General features: G+C 68.1%; 16 protein-coding genes and 1 tRNA gene. 9 read left to right on the top strand and 8 right to left on the bottom strand.

Annotation, left to right across the window (positions count from 1 at the left end; genetic code table 11):
• Window positions 1–208: 208 nt before the first annotated feature.
• Together ahpF and ahpC are read right to left on the bottom strand one after the other, a co-directional pair.
• Window positions 209–1,807, bottom strand: a complete 1,599-nt coding sequence (gene ahpF, locus C516_RS0114045) for an alkyl hydroperoxide reductase subunit F (RefSeq protein ID WP_018719045.1) — start codon at window positions 1,805–1,807, stop codon at window positions 209–211.
• Window positions 1,808–1,921: 114 nt separating this feature from the next.
• Window positions 1,922–2,488, bottom strand: coding sequence for an alkyl hydroperoxide reductase subunit C (gene ahpC, locus C516_RS0114040; protein ID WP_018719044.1), 567 nt, complete (start codon window positions 2,486–2,488; stop codon window positions 1,922–1,924).
• A gap of 284 nt (window positions 2,489–2,772) precedes the next feature.
• On the opposite strand from ahpC, the gene C516_RS0114035 reads away from it, so the two are divergent.
• Window positions 2,773–2,846, top strand: a tRNA-Gly gene (locus tag C516_RS0114035).
• A 14-nt stretch (window positions 2,847–2,860) separates the two neighbouring features.
• Here the strand turns inward: C516_RS0114035 and C516_RS0114030 are convergent.
• Entirely contained in the window at window positions 2,861–4,147 is a 1,287-nt protein-coding gene (locus C516_RS0114030; protein ID WP_018719043.1) for an MFS transporter, read from the bottom strand.
• 290 nt (window positions 4,148–4,437) lie between these two features.
• Here C516_RS0114030 and C516_RS0114025 point away from each other — a divergent pair, with 290 nt between their 5' ends.
• From C516_RS0114025 to C516_RS0114000, 6 genes are all read left to right on the top strand, one after another.
• On the top strand, window positions 4,438–6,390 hold the full coding sequence (locus C516_RS0114025) for a serine protein kinase (protein WP_018719042.1): 1,953 nt from the start codon (window positions 4,438–4,440) through the stop codon (window positions 6,388–6,390).
• A 37-nt stretch (window positions 6,391–6,427) separates the two neighbouring features.
• Window positions 6,428–7,606 carry a DUF444 family protein gene (locus C516_RS0114020; RefSeq protein WP_018719041.1) on the top strand — a complete coding sequence of 393 codons (1,179 nt, stop codon included), beginning with the start codon at window positions 6,428–6,430 and terminating at the stop codon, window positions 7,604–7,606.
• A 1-nt stretch (window position 7,607) separates the two neighbouring features.
• Window positions 7,608–9,008 (top strand): SpoVR family protein, encoded by a 1,401-nt coding sequence (locus tag C516_RS0114015; protein ID WP_018719040.1) that lies wholly within the window; start codon window positions 7,608–7,610, stop codon window positions 9,006–9,008.
• A gap of 189 nt (window positions 9,009–9,197) precedes the next feature.
• On the top strand, window positions 9,198–9,746 hold the full coding sequence (locus C516_RS0114010; protein WP_018719039.1) for a cytochrome b: 549 nt from the start codon (window positions 9,198–9,200) through the stop codon (window positions 9,744–9,746).
• A 44-nt stretch (window positions 9,747–9,790) separates the two neighbouring features.
• Complete coding sequence (locus tag C516_RS0114005; RefSeq protein ID WP_018719038.1) at window positions 9,791–10,378, top strand: YceI family protein; 588 nt, start codon at window positions 9,791–9,793, stop codon at window positions 10,376–10,378.
• A 432-nt stretch (window positions 10,379–10,810) separates the two neighbouring features.
• Window positions 10,811–12,064, top strand: coding sequence for a cation:proton antiporter (locus C516_RS0114000; RefSeq protein ID WP_018719037.1), 1,254 nt, complete (start codon window positions 10,811–10,813; stop codon window positions 12,062–12,064).
• A 9-nt stretch (window positions 12,065–12,073) separates the two neighbouring features.
• On the opposite strand, the gene C516_RS0113995 is transcribed toward C516_RS0114000, so the two are convergent.
• The 5 genes from C516_RS0113995 to C516_RS0113975 form a co-directional block, all read right to left on the bottom strand.
• Window positions 12,074–12,538 (bottom strand): MgtC/SapB family protein, encoded by a 465-nt coding sequence (locus C516_RS0113995; protein ID WP_018719036.1) that lies wholly within the window; start codon window positions 12,536–12,538, stop codon window positions 12,074–12,076.
• Complete coding sequence (locus C516_RS0113990) at window positions 12,528–13,148, bottom strand: DUF502 domain-containing protein (RefSeq protein WP_018719035.1); 621 nt, start codon at window positions 13,146–13,148, stop codon at window positions 12,528–12,530. Before C516_RS0113990 ends, C516_RS0113995 begins: the two co-directional genes overlap by 11 nt.
• A 76-nt stretch (window positions 13,149–13,224) precedes the next feature.
• A complete protein-coding gene (locus C516_RS0113985) occupies window positions 13,225–13,413 on the bottom strand; it encodes a hypothetical protein (RefSeq protein ID WP_018719034.1) in 189 nt (62 codons plus the stop codon).
• A gap of 249 nt (window positions 13,414–13,662) precedes the next feature.
• Window positions 13,663–13,950: a DUF6763 family protein gene (locus tag C516_RS0113980; RefSeq protein ID WP_018719033.1), complete on the bottom strand. Its 288-nt coding sequence runs from the start codon at window positions 13,948–13,950 to the stop codon at window positions 13,663–13,665.
• A 118-nt stretch (window positions 13,951–14,068) separates the two neighbouring features.
• A complete protein-coding gene (locus tag C516_RS0113975) occupies window positions 14,069–15,697 on the bottom strand; it encodes a methyl-accepting chemotaxis protein (RefSeq protein ID WP_026321198.1) in 1,629 nt (542 codons plus the stop codon).
• Between the two features lie 278 nt (window positions 15,698–15,975).
• Between C516_RS0113975 and C516_RS0113970 the strand changes: the two genes are divergently transcribed.
• Complete coding sequence (locus C516_RS0113970; RefSeq protein WP_018719031.1) at window positions 15,976–16,959, top strand: hypothetical protein; 984 nt, start codon at window positions 15,976–15,978, stop codon at window positions 16,957–16,959.
• Window positions 16,956–17,975, top strand: a complete 1,020-nt coding sequence (locus C516_RS0113965; protein WP_026321197.1) for a DUF2157 domain-containing protein — start codon at window positions 16,956–16,958, stop codon at window positions 17,973–17,975. The genes C516_RS0113970 and C516_RS0113965 overlap by 4 nt, the downstream gene beginning before the upstream one ends.
• Window positions 17,976–18,167: the final 192 nt, after the last annotated feature.

Below are 18,167 nucleotides of genomic sequence, written 5' to 3'. Positions count from 1 at the left end.
CCGATGTTGGCTGCCGCGTAGGCAGCTTAGAAATCGCGGTAGGCCGATTCCTCGAGGATCTTTGTGTTGGCTGCCGCGTAGGCAGCTTAGAAATGCCGGACACGCTGATCGAGATCCGTGAGCTCGTTGGCTGCCGCGTAGGCAGCGCAAAGACAAAGCCCGGCGGGTGCCGGGCTTCGTGGGACTTGCGGGTAGTGTCTTGTCCGGCTCAGGCGGCGGCGTCTTCTTCCTCGGAGACGCTGTTGCGGATGAGGAAGTCGAAGGCGCTGAGGGCCGCCTTGGAGCCTTCGCCCATGGCGATGACGATCTGCTTGTACGGCACGGTGGTCGCGTCGCCGGCGGCGAAGACACCGGGCACGGAGGTCTCGCCGCGGGCGTCGACCTCGATCTCGCCGTACTTGCTCAGCGCCACGCTGCCCTGGAGCCATTCGGTGTTGGGTAGCAGGCCGATCTGCACGAACACGCCGGCGAGCTCGACGTGGTGCATCCCGCCGGTCTCGCGGTCCTTGTAGTCGAGGCCGTTGACCCGGGAGCCGTCGCCGGTGATCTCGGTGGTCTGCGCCGAGCAGATCACGTCCACGTTGGGCAGGCTGTGGAGCTTCTTCTGCAGCACGGCGTCCGCGCCCAGCTTGTCGGCGAATTCCAGCACCGTGACATGATCGACGATGCCGGCGAGGTCGATCGCGGCCTCGACGCCGGAGTTGCCGCCGCCGATCACCGCCACGCGCTTGCCCTTGAACAGCGGGCCGTCGCAGTGGGGGCAGTAGGCCACGCCCTTGTTGCGGTACTCCTCTTCGCCGGGCACGCCGAGCGAGCGCCAGCGCGCGCCGGTGGCGAGCACTACGGTCCGGCCTTTTAGGCTGGCGCCGTTGGCGAGGCGCACCTCGTGGGGCCGGCCGGGCTCCTCGGCCGGGATCAGCGCCTCGGCGCGCTGGCGGTCCATGATGTCGACGCCGTACTCCTTGACGTGCTCCTCGAGCGCAGCGGCGAGCTTCGGCCCCTCGGTATAGGGCACGGAGATGAAGTTCTCGATGCCGAGGGTGTCCATCACCTGGCCACCGAAGCGCTCGGAGGCCACGCCGGTGCGGATGCCCTTGCGCGCGGCGTAGATCGCCGAGGCCGCGCCACCCGGACCGCCGCCGACGACGAGAACGTCGAACGGGTCCTTCTCGCGCATCTTCTCCGCATCGCGGGCCTCGGAGCCGGTGTCCAGCTTGGCGACGAGGTCCTCGAGGGTCATGCGCCCCTGGGTGAAGGGTTCACCGTTGAGGTAGACGCTCGGCACGGCCATGATCTCCTTGGCCTCGACCTCGTCCTGGAACAGCGCGCCGTCGATGGCCTCGTGCCGGATGCGCGGGTTGATGACGCTCATGAGATTGAGCGCCTGCACCACGTCCGGGCAGTTCTGACAGGACAGCGAGAAGAACGTCTCGAAGTGGTAGTCCCCATCGAGCGCCTCGATCTGCTCGATGATCTCCCGCGATGCCTTGGACGGGTGGCCGCCCACCTGCAGCAGCGCCAGCACCAGCGAGGTGAACTCGTGACCCAGCGGGATGCCGGCGAAGCGCACACTGATGTCTGTGCCCGCGCGGCGGATATCGAAGGAGGGCCGACGCACGTGGGTGTCGTCGTCCTCGTCCTCGCGGCGCAGCAGGCTGATCTTGTCCGAAAGGGACTCGATCTCCCGCAGCAGCTCGTCGAGCTCCCTGGACTTGGCACCATCATCGAGGGAGGCGACCAGCTCGACCGGCTGGGTCACGTTCTCGAGATAGGCCTTCAACTGGTCCTTGAGCTTGTCGTCCAACATGACGATGCCCCCTTGGTTCGGATTCGGTGGGCGTGCCGGCCCCGGCGGGGCCGGACACGCTCTTGGGATGCGTGCGGGTCCGGCGGTGCGGACCCGCGGTCGGCACCGGTGTGCTTAGATCTTGCCGACCAGGTCCAGCGACGGCTCGAGGGTGGTCTCACCCTCCTTCCACTTCGCCGGGCAGACCTCGCCGGGGTGGTTGCGCACGTACTGCGCCGCCTTGACCTTGCGCAGCAGGTCGGTGGCGTCGCGGCCGATGCCCTCGGCGGTGGTCTCCATCGCCTGGATGACGCCGTCCGGATCGATCACGAACGTGGCACGGTCGGCCAGGCCCTCGCCCTCGCGCATGTTGTCGAAGTTGCGCGTGATCTCACCGGTGGGGTCGCCGACCATGGTGAACTTGATCTTGCCGATGGCCTCGGAGGTGTCGTGCCAGGCCTTGTGGGCGAAGTGGGTGTCGGTGGAGACGCTGTAGATCTCGACGCCCAGCTTCTGGAACTCGTCGTAGTGGTCGGCCAGGTCCTCGAGCTCCGTCGGGCAGACGAAGGTGAAGTCCGCCGGGTAGAAGAACACCACGGACCACCCGCCGCGCAGGTCCTGGTCGCTGACATCGAAGAAATCCGCGCCAGCCTTGAACGCAGTGGACTTGAACGGCTTGATCTCGGTGTTGATGAGAGACATTGGTATCGACTCCTTTCCGTGACGTTGAACCTCGAGTGCACACCCTACTGGCGACCGATTGGTTGTTCCAATTGATTGTCGTTAAATTAGTGATAGTGTCTGTCTATCGTTGTGACCCGACACGGGGCGTCGCACCAGGCGGGCGCGTGGTGCTGTGCGTTCGCGGTGCATGGCCGCGCGGCCACCGGTGCGACCGCGGTGGCGGCCCGGAGCCGGCCGGAGTGCGCTTGCGTTTCGCCCCCGAAACCGGCTACAAATACGCGGGTGGGCGTTCGCCCCGCAAGGCGGCCGTAGTTCAACGGTAGAACCCGACCCTCCCAAGGTCGTGATGCCGGTTCGATTCCGGTCGGCCGCTCCAGATCCGCCGCCGCGTCAGGGCGCGGCGGCTTCCGTTTCCTGCGACGTCTGCATCTCCTCGATCCAGTCCATCTGCACCTGTTCCCCGGGATCGGCACGCGGGTCCATTTCGGTGATGACCGTGGTGGTGCGGGCCATGCTCACGAAGGCGGTCTGCTCTTCGTGGGGCACCTGTTCGCGCCGGGCGGCCAGGGTCGCGGTGGCCATCAGCACGGCGCAGGCGGCCGCGGCGTGGAACAGCCCCTCGGTGCCGAGGAGGTTCATGAGCTGGCCGATGGCGATCGGGCCGACCACCGCGCCGATTCCCCAGAGGAAGAGCAGCGCGCCGGCGACGCCGACGAAGTTGTCCGAGCGCACGCGGTCGTTGATATGGGCCACGGCCAGCGGGTAGAGCGTGAAGGTCAGGCCGCCGTAGCCCAGGCCGACCGCGGCGAGCACGGTCAGCCCGCTGTTGGCGACGAACAGCATCACCACCGCGAAGGCGGCCAGCGCCAGGTTCACCGCCACCAGCAGGCGTCGCCGGTCGAAGACGTCGGAGAGGTGGCCGATGGGGTACTGCAGCAGCATGCCGCCGAGGATCACGGCGCTCATGAACACGGCGACGCTCTGCAGGCCCACGTGGTCGACGATGAACAGCGGTGCCAGCGCGAACGCGGAGCCGTTGACGATGCCCGCCCCCAGGCAGATGAACACCCCGAGCGGAGAGCCGCGGCAGACCAGCGCGAGCGCCATAGGCGTGCGCTCCGGCGGTGTCGGGTGGATGGCGCGGGTGAGGCTCACCGGCACCAGGCACAGCGCCAGCAATACGGCGTTGAGCATGAACAGCTCCGGTCCGCTCGCCGGGCGCACGGAGATGAGGAGCTGACCGAGGCCCAGGCCGAGGTAGCTGGTGGCCTGGTAGAGGGAGAACAGCCGGCCCCGGGCGCCGCCGGCGCCACGCTCATTGAGCCAGCTCTCGATGACCATGTACAGCCCGGCCAGGGAGAAGCCGCTGATCACCCGCAGAGCGCCCCAGACCCAGGGGTCGATCCACAGCGCGTGCACCAGCGTGGCGGCGGTGACCAGTGCGGCGAAGACCGCGAAGGCGCGGATGTGCCCGGCCCGGCGGATCACCGCGCCGGCGCCGAGGGCGCCGAGCATGAGCCCGGCGAAGTAGGCGGACATCACCAGGCCCGTGATGCCGGGGCTGTACTGCTCGATGCCCATGCGCACGGACAGCAGTGTGCCGAGCAGCCCGCTGCCGGTCATGAGGATGACCGTCGAGCCGAGCAACGCCGTGATGGAGACGATGAGCGCGCGCATCCGCCTGGGTATCCGTTGCTATGTTGGGAACTGCCGCCGTTCCGGGCGGCAGGTAGAGGTCCCGATCGGCGAAAGTACGCCTTCCCTGCACGCCTGTGAAGTGTTCGACGTGAGACCCCGTCCCTGTCACCTGCGCCGCGGCTGTGTGCTACAAGTTCCGGTAGGGGTGTGATAACGCGGCGGACGGGAAACCTTGAGCGCGCCGGCGCACTCTAACCATCACAGGCCCTCGTCCCGAGGGTCTCCACAGGGGGCGTCCCGACGGGCGAATCCGTGACGGAGGAGATGGTATGTCGAGCACGAACGGCAATCCGCGCGAGCGGCATGAGCAGTTCCTGGATTCCCTGAGCGCCTTCACCCGTGAGCACCGGGCGAAGCAGTGGGAGGGCACGTTCGCGGATTACCTGGAGCAGGTCGTCGTGCAGCAGCCCGGGCTGGCTACGCGCAGCAGCCACCAGTATGTCTGGGACATGCTGCGCTGGATGCAGCGACGGGAGGCCGAAGCCACGCCCGAGGGGGAGGAGTTCCGGCTGTTCTCCCACGAGCTCTTCGGCATGGACCGGCCGCTGCGCCGGATCATGGACTACTTCAAGGCCGCGAGCGCGGGCTCCGAGGTCGGCCGCCGGCTGCTGCTCCTGCTCGGCCCGCCCTCCGGCGGCAAGTCCAGCCTCGTGATCCTGTTGAAGCGCGGGCTGGAGGAATACAGCCACACCGAGGAGGGGGCCCTCTACGCGCTCAAGGGCTCGCCGCTGCACGAGAACCCGCTGAACCTCGTGCCCTACACCCTGCGCGCGGAGTTTCGCGAGACCTACGGCGTGGACATCCAGGGCGATCTCTCGCCGTACTGCCGCTCGGTGCTCGAGCGCGAGTACGAGGGCGATTTCATGCAGTACCCGGTGGAGCGGGTCTTCCTCTCCGAGGCCAACCGCGTGGGTGTCGGCACGTATGCCCCTCATGATCCGACCACGGCGGATATCGCCGATCTGATCGGCTCCGTCGACCTCGCCAAGGTCTCGGAGTACGGCGACGAGGGCGACCCGCGGGCATGGAGCTGGTCCGGTGCGGTCTACGCCGCCAGCCGCGGGCTGCTGGAGATGATCGAGATCCTCAAGGTCAAGCGGGAGTTCCTCTACCTCCTGCTCACCCTCACGCAGGAGAAGAACGTCAAGGTCTCGCGTTTCCCGCTGATCCACGTGGACGAGACCATCATCGCCCACACCAACCTGGCGGAGTTCCGCAAGTTCCTCCAGGAGAAGGAGAACGAGGCCCTGCTCGACCGCATGGTCATCATCCAGGTGCCCTACACCCTCAACTACCACGACGAGGCCCGGATCTACCGCAAGCTCATCGCCCAGGCCCCGACCTTCCAGCAGGTCCACCTCGACCCGCATGCCCTGGAGGTGGCGGCGGTGTTCGCGGTGCTATCGCGGCTCAAGCCCTCCGAGCGCGAGGACCTGGACCTCTCCAAGAAGGTGCACCTGTATGCCGATGAGGGGGTCGAGGGGGTCTCGGCGAGCGAGAAGGAGCGGGTGCAGCACGAGCACGAGGACGAGGGGCTCTCCGGCGTGTCGCCCCGGTTCGTGGTCAACGCGCTGTCCAACGCGATCTCGCGCAGCGACGTCAGCAGCCTCACCAGCATGGAGGTGCTGGTCACCCTCAAGGATGCCATCGAGAACGACGCCCGCATCGAGTCCAAGCAGAAGCGGGCGTGGGTGGACTTCCTCGTCACCGCGCGCAAGGACTTCTACAACCACTGGGTCAAGGAGGACGTGCACAAGGCGCTGTTCGTCTCCTTCGAGGAGGAGAGCGCTAGCCTGCTGGAGAAGTACCTCGACGAGGTGGAGGCAACCCTGGACAACCGCGAGGTCAACGACCCCATCACCGGCGAGTCGCGGCCGCCGGACGAGCGCTTCCTGCGCTCGGTGGAGGAGAAGATCAACATCTCCGACGCCGGCAAGAACACCTTCCGCCAGGAGGTGGTGCGCAAGGCGATGGTCGCCTACAAGCGCGGCGAGAGCTTCACGCTCGACTCCCACACCCGGCTCAAGGAGGCCATGGAGCGTTATCTGTTCGAGGAGCGCCGCGACGTGCTGCGTCTGGTGACCTCGGTGACCCGCCCGGACGAGGAGGCGAAGGAGAAGATCGCCGCCGTCGAGGAGCGGCTGATCGGCGACTACGGCTACGACCGTCACGGCGCACGGGAGGCGCTCAACTACGTGACCACGCTGCTGTCCCAGGAATAGTGCGAGACAGCCCGCATCGGCGGGCGAGGAGGGCGCAATGACGCTCATCGAGACCCACGGCAGCGACGCCGACGGCCACTGGTACGACCTCTTCTCCCGGGGCACCCGGGACTGGCTCCGTCACAACCGCCGTGTGCGCGAGGCGGTGCGCGAGCAGCTCCCCGACCTGGTGGCCGGCTCCGACATCCTGTCCCGGCCGGACAACCGCACCGTCCAGGTGCCGGTGAAGTTCATGGAGCACTACCGCTTCCGGCTCCGTGACCCGAGCGAGCAGGAGGGCGCTGGCCAGGGCCAGGCGGAGCCCGGTGACGTGCTTCGTCCCGCCCAGCCGGGGCACCCGGGGGCCGGCGGCGAAGAGGGCGCGGGCGAGGGCGACGGCGGCGTGACCTTCGTGCTGGAGTTCCGCGTCGACGACATCCTCGACTGGCTGTGGGAGGAGCTGGAGCTACCCAATCTCCAGCCCAAGCAGGGCGACAGCGTCGAGACCGACGAGCTCATCCGCGAGGGCTGGGACCGTCGCGGGGCGCGCTCGCGGCTCGACCGCCGCCGTACCATGCGCGAGGCGATCAAGCGGCGCAGCGCCACGGGCCCCGGGGCGGTGCCGATCAGCAACGACGATCTGCGCTTCCGCCAGCTCGCACGCCGGCGCAAGCCGAGCACCAATGCGGTCGTCTTCCTGTTGCTGGACGTCTCATCGAGCATGGACGAGCATTGCCGCAAGCTCGCCAAGACGTTCTTCTTCTGGGCCCTGGCGGGCATCCGCCGGCAGTTCTCCGCGGTGGAGACGGTGTTTGTCGCGCACACCGTGGAGGCGTGGACCTTCGAGGAGGAGGCCTTCTTCCAGGTCCACGGCCAGGGTGGCACACGCAGCTCCTCCGGGCTGCTGAAGGTCGAGGAGGAGCTGGAGGCGGGCTACGACCCGTCGCGCTACAACTGCTATCTCTTCTACGCCACCGACGGCCACAACTTCAGCGAGGATCGTGGCAAGGCGACGGAGATACTCGCGCGGCTGGCGCCGCAGATGAACTTCATGGGCTATGCCGAGGTGTCCCACGCCGGGCACCGGCGGCTCGATACCGAGGTCGCCATCATCTGGCGCGAGCTCGCGGCGCTGGGCGTGCCCTGCGGCAGCTACGCGCTCAGCGACGACGGCGATATCTGGCCGGCGATCCGGGCGTTCTTCACCGATCAGGCGGACGCGGCGGAGGCGGTTTGATATGACCCTGACCCTGGAGCAGGCGGTTCCGAGGATGGAGGCCCTGGCCCGGGAGCTGGGGCTGGAGCACTATCCCGTCGACTTCGAGCTGGTGCCCTCGGCATTCATGACCGAGATCGCCGTCTACGGGCTGCCGGTGCGTATGCCGCACTGGTCGTTCGGCGTGCGCTGGATCTACCAGATGGTCCAGCACCGTATGGGGCACTCGCGAATCTTCGAGGTGGTCTTCCCGGGCAATCCCAACCGGGCGTTCCTGGTGGACACCAACAGCGTCGAGGAGAACACCCTGGTCGTCGCCCACGTGCTCGGGCACGCAGACTTCTCGCGCAACAACCTGCTGTTCGCCCACAGCCAGTCCCAGGTGGGCTACCACATCGTCGAGCAGGCGGCGGCGCACGCGCACCGTATCGAGGAGGTGATCGAGACCGTGGGCGAGCGGCGCGTCGAGGCGGTGCTGGACGCGGCCCTGGCGCTGGAGCCGCACATCGACACCGACCAGCCCCTCAACCGCCCGCGCTACGAGAGCACCCGTTCCGCGGCCGGCGCCGGGACGGCGGAGGCTGACGCGGAGCCGGAGTTCCAGGACCGCTACGCCATGCTACCCGGGGAGGCGGAAGGGCTCGGCGACGCCCCGCAGCACCGGGCGCCGCCGAGGATCCCGCCGCACCCCGAGCGCGACCTGCTGTGGTTCATCGCCCAGTACGCCCCGGAGATGGAGGATTGGGAGCGCGACATCTTCCTCGCGGTACGCAAGGAGGCGTACTACTTCCAGCCGGTGTTCAACTGCCAGATCATGAACGAGGGCTGGGCGAGCTACTGGCACGCGCGGCTGCTGCGCGAGGCGGACTTCCTGCCCTCGCAGGCGTACGTGGACTGCATGAAGACGCATTCCGACGTGGTCCGGCCCTACGGCGGCGACAGCCGCATCTCACTGCAGGTCAATCCGTATCACCTGGGCTACGTGCTCTGGCAGCACATCGTCGAGAACGACGGCCTGGAGGCGGCCCGGGCGGTGATGAGCCAGGAGGACGACTTCGGCTTCGTGCGCAACTACCTCACCGCCGAGCGGGCCCGGGAGCTGGAGCTGTTCGTCTATGCGGCGCGCCAGGACGGCCAGATCCGGGTGACCGATTCCAACCTTGCCGAGCTGCACGAGACCCTGCTCGGGCCGAAGTACAACTTCGGTGCGCCGCGGGTGGTGGTCGAGGAGCTACAGCGCGACGGCGGCCTGGTGCTGCGTCAGAACGTTGCCGACGACGGGCGGGGGCTGGACCTGGCGCGGGCGCGCCATGTGCTCGACTACATTTACCGGGTGTGGCGCCGGCCGGTGACCCTGCTGACCTGCGACGAGCGGGGGCGGGAGCTGCGCCTCGAGCCCGACGGCGGTGGGGACGCGGATTAGCTCCGGCTTATCGTTTCCGCACTTTTCCGGCCGAACGGGCTGTGGCCGGCAATGGTTTCCATATGGTTAACAATATGTTGATGTGTGCCCGCTTGCCGGGCGCCGGCACGGTGCGGAGACTGGCGGCGTCAGGCAGGCGGGGTCGCCAAGGCGGTCTGGCCTGCGCAACCGTGATCGAGGGACGCGACAGTGTGGCGCAATACGACATCGGCGTACGGACTGGTCAGCATCGTGCTTCACTGGCTCATCGCCGCGGCCATTCTCGGCCTGTTCGGCCTGGGGCTGTGGATGGTGGACCTCTCCTATTACCACCCCTGGTACACCACCGCCCCTGACATCCACCGCTCCATCGGCGTGCTCGTGGGTGCGGCCGTGCTCGCGCGCCTGATCTGGCGCGGGCTCAACCCGCGGCCGGCCTTCGAGACCGGCATGGCACGCTGGGAGCGCGCCGGTGCGCTGGCGGCCCACTGGGTCATGTACGCGCTGATGCTCGGTGTCGTCGCCGCCGGCTATCTGATCACCACGGCGCAGGGCGATGCGGTCAGTGTGTTCGGCTGGTTCGAGGTGCCGGCCCTCGTCTCCGGCGTGGAGCAGCAGGAGGAGCTGGCCGGTGCGATCCATTATTACGGCGCCTGGGCACTGGTGCTGATCGCCACGGTCCACGCCCTCGCCGCCCTCAAGCATCATTTCGTCGACCGGGACCGCACGCTGGTACGCATGCTCCGTCCCGGCCGGTGAGTTCCGAGCAATCCATCGAGAGTCACAATCACCAGGAGGGACCGATGAAGCGCATCCTGACGACAATAGCCGCCACGTTGCTGGCGTTCGGCGTCACCGCCGCCCAGGCCGCTCCCGAGCAGTACAAGCTCGATACGGCACATACGTTCATTACCTTCAAGACCAGCCATATCGGGTTCTCGTGGATGCCCGGGGTGTTCCACGACTTCTCCGGCACCATCACCTACGATCCGGAGGACCGTGCCGCGAGCTCGACGGAGTTCACGGTGCAGACCGAGTCCGTCGACACCTTTCACGCCGAGCGCAACAAGCACCTGCGTGAACGCGACGGCCTGTTCGAGACCGGGGAGTTCCCGACGGCGAAGTTCGTGAGCACTTCCTACGAGCCCACCGGTCCGGACTCCGCGAAGCTCACCGGTGAGCTGACCATCAAGGGCAACACCCACACGGTGGAGTTCAAGGTCCAGGAGCTCGCCGCGCGCAAGGATCCCTGGGGGAACTTCCGGCGTGCCTTTTCCGCCAGCGCCACGATCAATCTGGCGGATTTCGGGCTGACCTATTTCGCCGACAACAACATTCCGGAGCCCAAGACCGCGGAGATCAACATCTCCGTCGAGGCACTGCGCCAGTAGTCGCCCGCCGGCACGTGCACCTGCCACGTCTGCCGGTCCCACACGCCCGCCGGTGCCCCCGTGCCGGCGGGCGTTCTCGTGTGGGCCTGACGCCCCGGCGTAACGAGGGATCCCCGGGTCAGGTGCGATGGGTCGCCGGCAACAACACAACAGGCCGCGGGACGGTCGCCGTACCGCGCACCGTCACAGCCCGAACGGGCGTCGTCCTGCTGCCCCGGCCTTCGCGGTGAGACGCGACCGGTCCGATGCGGCACCCCGTCCCGGGACGGCGGGAGAGCGGTGGCGTCACCGCCCGGCGACGGCCGCCGGTACCGCGCCGTCCGGCGGCGACGGCATCGCCATGCGGTTCGTGGCGGCCTATGATCCTCCCCCGGTCCGTCGCGGTTTGGCGCGGGCCGCCCTGCCATCATTCCGACGAGGTGACACGAGACGATGACCAGCGCGATGGCGTTCCTGCTGATCGGACTGCTGCTCGTGGCCATGGGGTTCACCCGGTCGGCCGTCGACCGGCTGCCCGTGACTACCGCCATGCTCTACCTGGGTGTGGGTCTGGTGGCCGGGCCCACGCTGCTCCAGGCCTATCACTTCAACCCGCTCAAGCAGTCGCAGACCCTGGAGCTGATCACCGAACTCGCGGTGCTGCTCTCCCTGTACACGGCGGGCGTGAAGATGCCGGGACCGTTCAGCCTGCGCCGCTGGCGCACCACGGCGTTGCTGGCCACGGTGGCGCTGACCGTGACCATCGCCGTGATGGCCGTTTTTGGTTACGTCGTCCTCGGGCTCTCCGCCGGGGCGGCGATCCTGCTGGCGGGGATCCTCGCGCCCACGGACCCGGTGCTCGCCACCGACGTGCAGGTGCGCCATCCGGGGGACCGGGACCGCCTGCGTCTGGCGCTGACCTCGGAGGCGGGGCTCAATGATGGCACCGCCTTCCCGTTCGTGCTGCTGGGGCTCGGGCTGCTGGGTATCCATCCGCTGGGAGAGGCCGGTACGGCCTGGGTGTTGCGGGACGTGCTGTGGGCGAGTGCCGCCGGCGTGGGCATCGGCCTGGCGGCGGGTGTGCTCGTCGGGCATGCTGCGGTCGAGGTGCGCCGGCGCTGGCCCGACGCGGTGCTCATGGACGATTTCGTGGGCCTGGGGCTCATCGCGACGGTCTACGGCCTCACCGTGAGCATCCATGCCTACGGGTTCCTGGCCGTGTTTGCCGCCGCTGTCGCCCTGCGCCAGACGGAGGTCCGTGCCGAGCCGCTGGCGCGAAACCGCATTACCGACGCGTCGCTGCTGTTCAAGGAGCAGCTCGAACGTTTCAGCGAGGTGGTGGTGATCCTGCTCGTCGGCGGCACGCTGTTCCTCAACTCCTGGAGCTGGCGTGCGGTGGCCACGGCGCTGTTCCTGTTCGTGGTCGCGCGGCCGCTCGGGGTCTGGCTTGGGCTGCTCGGCAGCCGCGCGCCGCGGCGCATGCGGATGATGACGGCCTGGTTCGGCGTGCGCGGGATCGGCTCGCTCTACTACCTGATGTATGCCATCGACCAGGGCCTGAGCGAGTCCGTGGCGCTGGAGCTGATCCACATCACGCTTATCGTGGTGACGCTCTCGATCCTGGTCCACGGGATCAGCGTCAAGCCCATGCTGAGCCGCTACTGGCACCGCGGCAGCCGCCATCGCCGGCCTGCCGCGGTGCCGTAACCCGCCGGCTCACGGGTCCTGGCCCTCCTCGATCACGCCGCGTTCGAACAGGCCCAGCACCACGACGATGACGAGCGCCAGCGCCGTGACGACGGCCGCCAGCGCCAGCTCGCCGGCGCCACAGGCGACCCCGATGGCGCCGACAGTCCAGATGGCGGCACCGGTGGTGATGCCCTGAATACCGGTGTTGCTACGAATGATGCTGCCGGCCCCAAGGAAGCCGATGCCGCCGATCACGCCCTCGATGATGCGGGTGGGGTCGATGCTGGCGGCCCCCGGTTTGCCCTCCGCGGCGGAGAGCAGGATGTCCATGCCGATGAGCATGAACGATGCCGCGCCGAGCGCCACCAGCATGTGCGAGCGAAGCCCGGCTGGTTTGCCGCGGAGCTCGCGCTCCAGGCCCAGCAGCATCGCCAGCCCCGTCGCTGCCGACAGGCGGGCAAGCATCTCCAGCAGCGGGAGCTCACCGCTCATAATGTTCCCCCTGGTTAGCACCATTGGAGCCCCGCTCGGACACGCCCATGCCGGCGGTCAGCACGAAGCGCATGGCGTCCTGTGCGCCCATGTCCACGGGCTCGACCTGTCCCCGGGGCATCACCAGGGTGAAGCCGCCGATCTGGTAGCTCATGGGCAGATACACCGCCACCATGTCCTCGCCGCCCAGGGCATCGCCGAGCCCGTCCCGGGTCAGGAAGCCGAGCACCGCCTCGGAGCGGCCCGGCACGCGCACGAGCACGGGGCGGCCGGTGTCCTGGCCGTCGTGGGGGGAGAACATCTGCATGACGTCGCGGATCGAGCCGTAAATGGTCTTGATCAGCGGGATGTGTTCCAGCAGGCGCTCGCTCAGATCGAACAGCCGGCGCACGATCCAGACCTGCATCAGCACGCCCACGCCGAAGACCAGCGCGACACCCAGCAGCAGTCCCAGACCCGGGAAGGCCAGGGTGTCCGGCAGCAGCCACTCGCTGATCGCGCCGAGTACGCGCTCGGCATACAGACCCAGCCATGCCAGTAGCGCGAAGGTCAGGGCGATCGGCACGACCGCGGCGAGTCCGGACAGGAATATGCGTCCAAGGGTTTTCATTGTCTTTTGTCCCGGTCGCTGTGTGATGGGCACGGGGCGGTCGATGCCGCACCCGTACCCGATAAGGGAAGGGGTGTCAGTTGCCGTCGCTCATGTTGTCCGTGGTTTCCTCCATCTCGTCGCCGGCCTCCTCGATCGCCTGGCCGGTATCTTCGACGGCCTCGTCCACCTGCTCGCCCGCCTTCTCCGCGGGGCCTTCGTCGTCACAGGCGACCAGACCGAATCCGAGCATAAGGGCAAGGGCGAGAAAAAGGGTGCGTCGCATTCCGGTTCTCCATTGTCCGGGGGTGAGTTCGGTACCGGCCGGGGTGCCATCGGCGATGCGCCGTACCCACGGCCGCTCTATGGCCCCGTCACCCGCATTGACCCGCCGTCGATGCACCAGGCCTCTCCGGCGGGGCCCTCTGCCTGCGACGATGGGATCGGGGGCGTACGCCGTCAACGACCGCCGGATAGCCGTGCTGGCCGGTGGCGGTGTGTCCGCGTATGGCGACACCGCGGCGGTGCAGCGGGGTTAAAGGTCCGGGTCGTCCAGCGGGCTGGATGCGGAGTGGGGCTGGGGGACGTCCTCGGTGCCGACGTCTTCGCGGCTGACGTCCATGGAGCCGGACCAGTCCTCCGGGGGCTCGATGGGACGGGCGCTGATATCGAGCCAGGTCTCCATGTCCAGTGCCTCCACGGCACCGTCGAAGTACTGGATCTCGATGCTATCGTCATCGCTCTCGAAGGCGACGACCTCGAAGCTGTCCCCTGACGGGGTCATGTACCAGTCCCCGACCACGGGGTCGTGACCGACAGCCATCGCGGGACCTCCTCCACCTGTTCCGGATGCCCTGAGGCAAGCCTGCTTCACGTATAGGAAGCGACCGCCGTCGCTGCAACGGCGGTCTGACGGGCGGCGGAAGCACCCCCCCCCGGCATCAGGCGATGCGGAAGCGGCGGAACATCTCGTCGAGTCGGCGGGAAAGACTGTCGAGCTCCCCGGCCGCGTGGCTGATGCCCTGCGCCCCTTCGTCGGAGCGCGAGGTCAGCTCGGCGACCTCGGTAATGGTCCGGTTGATGTCCTCGGAGACGGTGCTCTGCTCTTCCGTGGCGGTGGCGATCTGCAGGTTGAGATCCCGCATGGTCGAAACGGCCGTCTCGACGTCGCGGATGGCCGTCGCGGTGGACTCGGCCTGCTCCAGCGTCGATCCGGCGCGCTCGCGTCCCTTCCGGGTGAGGTCGCCCGCGGTGGTCGCCGCGGACTGGAGCTTCTCGATGGTCTGGCGGATCTCCTCGGTGGATTCCTGGGTACGCTGGGCGAGGGTGCGTACCTCCTCGGCCACCACCGCGAAGCCGCGGCCGTGCTCGCCGGCCCGCGCGGACTCGATGGCGGCGTTGAGGGCGAGGAGGTTAGTCTGCTCGGCAATGCCGCGGATGACCTCGAGTACGGTGCCGATCTCGGTGGTGTCCTGCTGCAGCTGCTCCATGGCGTTACCGAGCTCGCTCACGAGATCGTCCATGTGCTTGACGGCCGTGACGTTCTCGTCCATCGCCCGGAGGCTACTCTGGGTGTTGTCGCCCGCCTGGTCCGCGGCGGAGGCGGCATCAGAGGCATTGCGGGCGACTTCCTGGATCGTGGCGGACATCTCCGAGATGGAGCTGGCGCTGCCTTCGGTGCGCGAGCGTACCTCGGAGCTGTCGTCCGCGAGACCGGACGCCGTCCGGGTCAGCTCCTGCGCCGTCTCGGCGAGCGACCGGGCCGCTTCCTGCATCCGTGCGAGCATGTCGGTGATGTTGCTGCGCATGCCCTTCAAACCCTCGGAGAGGCGGCCGAGTTCATCTGCGCGGTCGACGCCGGTGTCGTTCCGGAAGTCGCCGTGGGAGTACGCGTCGATGGCGTCGGCGAGCCGGCGGGTGGGGTGTACCACGCTGCGGTTGAGCATCCAGAACAGCAGAGCCAGGGCCACGATGGAGACGCCGACGATGACGGGCAGGCTCCAGTCGGTGGCGATACCGGCCGTCCGGGACGCGGCTTCGCGCTGCTGGCGGGTGAGCGTGCCGATCTGGTCAGCTGCCTTGCTCAGCAGCTCGGTCGGTCCGCGATCGATGCCACGGACCGCGGTGTCGCCGGCACGGTGGTCGAAGCCGCTATCGACGAACGCCTTGTAGCCCTGCCGGTACTGTTCGGCCATGTTCTCGTGGGCGGTGAGGAATTTCTGCAGTGTCGAGCGGATCGCCGGCGTCGGGGCCGCAGCAATCAGGTCCTCGATGCGGGACTGCACCTCGCCTTCGGTCTCGCGGAACTGGCGCCAGTACTTCTCGCGCTGAGCGTCGTCACTGCCGCGCAGCAGTACGTTCTTCCACTCCTGGACCTGCTGCTTGAACAGCCGGTTGGTCGCGAGGATCTCGGTCTCGGCGTGGACGTAGCGTGTGAGCAGGCGTTCGTAGTCGCCGATGCTCGTGTTGAGCCGCACCACGGCGATCACCGCCGTAATGCAGACCACGGCCATCGCCAGGCCGACGGATGCCAGCAGCCAGTTACGCAGGCTGGATTTGAGCCAAGTCATCATCGATGTAGTTCCCCGGGCAGTCAACGTGAGCAGTTCCTACCGCGAACGAGTAATGGTGGTTAAGCTTTATGGTTCGTGGTGTCGACGGTGTATCGGCACGGCGGGGCGGTGCCTTAAGGCCTGGCGGCGAACGTCGTGGCAGTGGCCGATGGGCGGTATTCGCAGGGGCCTGGACGGCGATGCGCTGGCGAGCAACAGGCGTTCGATGCAGCGGTCCGGTCACGGGTCGGCGGGCGCCTCACCGACGCGACGGACCGATGGAACAGGGCGGAGGCATGGCGCAGGGATTCCGTGAACGCATGGCCGCGGAGGTCGCGGCGTGGCGGCACCAGGGCGTGGTCGACGACGATCTGGCCGCACGTCTCGCTGCGCGATACGCTGACGCGGAGGGCGCCGGGGCAATGGCGGTCCGGTTGCTGGGGGGGATCGCGGTAGTCCTGCTTGCCGCTTCTTCCCTCGCCGGGGTGGGGATCCTGCTGCAGAGCGCCTCCCCCGTTGCCCTGGCCGTGCTGGTACTGGCCGCCGCTTTCGCTGCCGGCTGGGCGGGGATCGGCCTGGCGCGGGATCGACGCCGGGGGCTGACCGTCACCGGCGGGGTGCTCATCACCTTTGCGCTCGCGGCTGGTTACGCCGGGGCGTTGCTGTTGTACTTCGGTCTTGGCGGCGGGGGCGGGGCGGACATCCCGCTGCTGGCGATGCTGCTCACGGCGATTGCCGCCCTGGCGGTGGCCTATTCGAACGCCCTGCGGTGGCCCTTGTTCCTGGGGCTGCTTCTGCTCTTCCACTGGGCGGGCACCCGTCATGGCTATATCGGTCATGGTGGCTATTTCCTGGACATCCAGAATGAACGGGACATGGCGGTCGCCGGTCTCACGGCGGTCGTGTTCGGTGTCCTGCACGAGTCGGTGGGCGAAAGGCGCTGGCTGCGACGCCAGGTCGGTTTCGGACATCTCTGGCTGGTCTGGGGGCTGGTCTATTTCAATCTCTGCCTCTGGATACTCTCCATACGGCCCGGAGGCACCGGCTGGGTGCTGGCGTTCAGCGCCGCCGGCGTCGCCCAGATCGTGGCCGGGGCGGTGCTCCGGGACGGACGCTTCACCGGGTTCGGCGTCGTTTTCCTGGCTATCGATGTGTATACGCGGCTGTTCGAACGGTTCTGGGACGAGGTCTCCATCGGGGGGTTCCTGCTGGTCTGCGGACTGCTCGGTGTCGGCATCGGGGGCATGTGTGAGCGCTTCGGCGCGGGGCGGGCGTCATGAGTCCCGCGCGCTTCAGACGGCGGGTGCGCCGTGAGCTTGCGGCGCTGCGACGCGAAGGTGTGCTCGACGACGCCGGGTTCTCCGCCCTTGCGGCCCGTTATCCCGATGCCGGCTGGGACTGGCGTTCGCTGGGGCGGTGGTTCGCGATATTCGGCGGTATCAGTGCCGCGGCCGGCGTGGTCCTGCTGGGCCGTGAGCTGCTCGGTTTCTCGCTGGCAAGGCTCGCCGCGGTGCTCGGTGTCTGCGTCGTCGCCGCTTTCGCGGGCGGCCTCCGGCTCAGGCGGCGCGGCGGTTACCACTGGACACCCCGGGGCCTGGAGCTTCTGGGCGGCCTGCTGGTGATCGCCCTGACCTTTACCGTGGGGGCGATCATCTCGGCCGGCTCCGGCAACTGGCCGGCGCTGCTGCTTATCGACCTGGGGGTGCTCCTGGTCCTGGCGTACGTGCTGGACAACCTGCTGCTCCTGATCGCGGCGGCGGTGGTGTTCTTCGCCTGGTTCGGCGGGGCCACCGGTTATGCCTCGGGCTGGGGCGTGTACTGGTTCGGGATGAGTTATCCGCTGCGTTTCCTTCTGGCCGGTCTCGCCGTCGCTCTCGCCGGCGGGCTCCACCGACTGGCGGAGGCGGGGCCTTTGGCCCGCTATCGCGGCTTTTTCCTGGTGTGGCTGTCCGCCGGGGTGTTCTTTGCGGAGATGGCGCTGTGGCTGCTGTCCCTGTTCGGCAGCTTCGAGCTGTCGGATGGCTTTCACCGGGCCGGTGCCGGGGAACTGTGGCTGTTCAACCTCGCCTGGCTCGGTCTCAATGCCGCGCTCATGTCGCTTGGAATCCGTTACCGGCTGCGGATGCTGCGTGGCTATGCCTGGACATTCCTCGTCATCCAGGGCTACACCCAGTTCTTCCGGTTTTTCGGGCATGCCCTGGGCCCGGTATTCACCGGCTTCGTGATGGGAGCGGCCACCCTGGCCCTGGTGGTGTGGGCGGAGCGCCGCAGGCGGGAGGCAAGCGGCACCGGTTAGCACGGGTCGCCGCGACCGTCGCGGGGGGCGGTGCGGGACCATGGGCCCGGGACGCCACGGGTGTGTCCCGGGGGCTGCCCTATGCGGTGCTTTGCGAACGCGTAGCCGCCCCGCCTTGGGCCAGGCCGGGCGCTGTGCTGGGAGAGGCCTGCGTCAGCAGCACATCATCGGCGCCGGCGTAGATGCGGCGCG

The sequence above is a fragment of the Arhodomonas aquaeolei DSM 8974 genome (genome assembly GCF_000374645.1).
Taxonomy (GTDB): domain Bacteria; phylum Pseudomonadota; class Gammaproteobacteria; order Nitrococcales; family Nitrococcaceae; genus Arhodomonas; species Arhodomonas aquaeolei.
This window is presented reverse-complemented; position numbering and strand designations above follow the sequence as displayed.